This window comes from Candidatus Accumulibacter vicinus, from assembly GCF_000584955.1.
Taxonomy (GTDB): Bacteria; Pseudomonadota; Gammaproteobacteria; order Burkholderiales; family Rhodocyclaceae; genus Accumulibacter; species Accumulibacter vicinus.
Genome location: NZ_JDSS02000053.1, coordinates 185,887 through 187,215, shown reverse-complemented (window position 1 = coordinate 187,215; position 1,329 = coordinate 185,887). Strand labels below are relative to the sequence as shown.

The 1,329-nt window shown below is 58.5% G+C and carries 1 protein-coding gene; it reads right to left on the bottom strand.

Annotation, left to right across the window (positions count from 1 at the left end; translation table 11 throughout):
* Positions 1-1,165 (bottom strand): UPF0236 family protein (locus tag CAPSK01_RS21205; protein ID WP_273704238.1); only part of this gene is annotated, 1,165 nt, incomplete at its 3' end.
* Positions 1,166-1,329: the final 164 nt, after the last annotated feature.

The following is a 1,329-nucleotide window of genomic DNA, read 5'->3' as shown; positions in this document are numbered from 1 at the left end:
CGATAGGCAAGCCGGCTTGAATGGCGGCCTGATAGTCGAATTGCCCGGGGCGGTTGATCAGATAACGGTAACACCCACGGACCGGGGCCTGTTCTGACGGCACGGAGTCCGGTTCCTGGAAAGGCGCCAGGGCCGTCAAGACCGCGGAAAGCCTGTCCGTTTTCAGGCAGTCTTTCTGCCGTTCAATCCAGTTCGGATCGTGGGCAGCGCAAACCTTAGCCGCCTCAAGGTAATCACACACGTGAAAGAAGTCGACATGGTACTTGCATCGCGCACCGAACTGACGCTCCATCTGATCTTCAATCCAAACTGCGCCGTCACCCAATCCATGGATAGGGCTGCGCTCGTTGAAGCCGGCCGCTATCGCCAGCCGCAGGATGTCGGCTCCTGCGGCTGCGGCATCGCCCAAGGTGACCGCGAAGGTGGGCGCTACTTCGCCAGCACGTCGGATCATCGACAGCTTGCCTTCTTTCCAGAACAAGTGGCGTGTCTTGCGTCGATCCTGCGGACCATCATCGCCGGCCTTTCCCGTTTCTACCATCGGAATCATGTTGCCGTCGATTTCGGCGATCAACGTCAGCGCCTCCTTCGTCGGGCGAGCTTCGGGCGTCATGTCCGTAATACTTATCCTGCGGGCGTGATCTTCTGTGATCGTTGCCGCCGCTCCATTCGCAATGTCGATCCCGTCATGCTCGCGAATCTTCTCCCGAACCTGGGCAAACGGAACGTCAGCACCAAAATCGGTGATGGCCCTCTGCAGCCGTTTGGAATATCCCCGGCAAGAAATGCCCGCCTGGCTCTGAAAGGGCCGGCACAATTTGCCGCCTTCCTTTGTCCGGTAGGTCTGCTCTTCCACCGTCACGTCACCGAACGTGCAAGTCCAGTGCAGTTTTTTTACCTCGCGAACAACCCCACCCCTTGCTTCCAACTCGACTGCAGCCTCATTTGCAGTCTTCCGGCCCCAGTCCTGCATGACCTCAAGCCCCATTTGGCGGAGTTCTTCAATCGCTCGGCGCTCGGCGTCGTCTGCTCGTCGCACGTCCCCTGAGGCGTTTTCGACCACATCCAGCATCCTTTCCATCCGAGCTTTTAAGGCCGGATGACGTTCTAACCGCTCCGCAACGGTTTCTCGCTTGCCCACCGCAATCTTCCTCTCCAGATCCATGGCATCTCTCCGATAAGGTCACCCTATCCGACTATACACGTTTCGTGCCTGCCGCCTCATCCCACTGCCCCCTTCGACCCCCTTTGAGTCACAACGCTCCCGTGACTTTCGATTGCACCCGTCACACCCAATCGCTATAAGCCTGCTCGGTCCGTATGCTATAG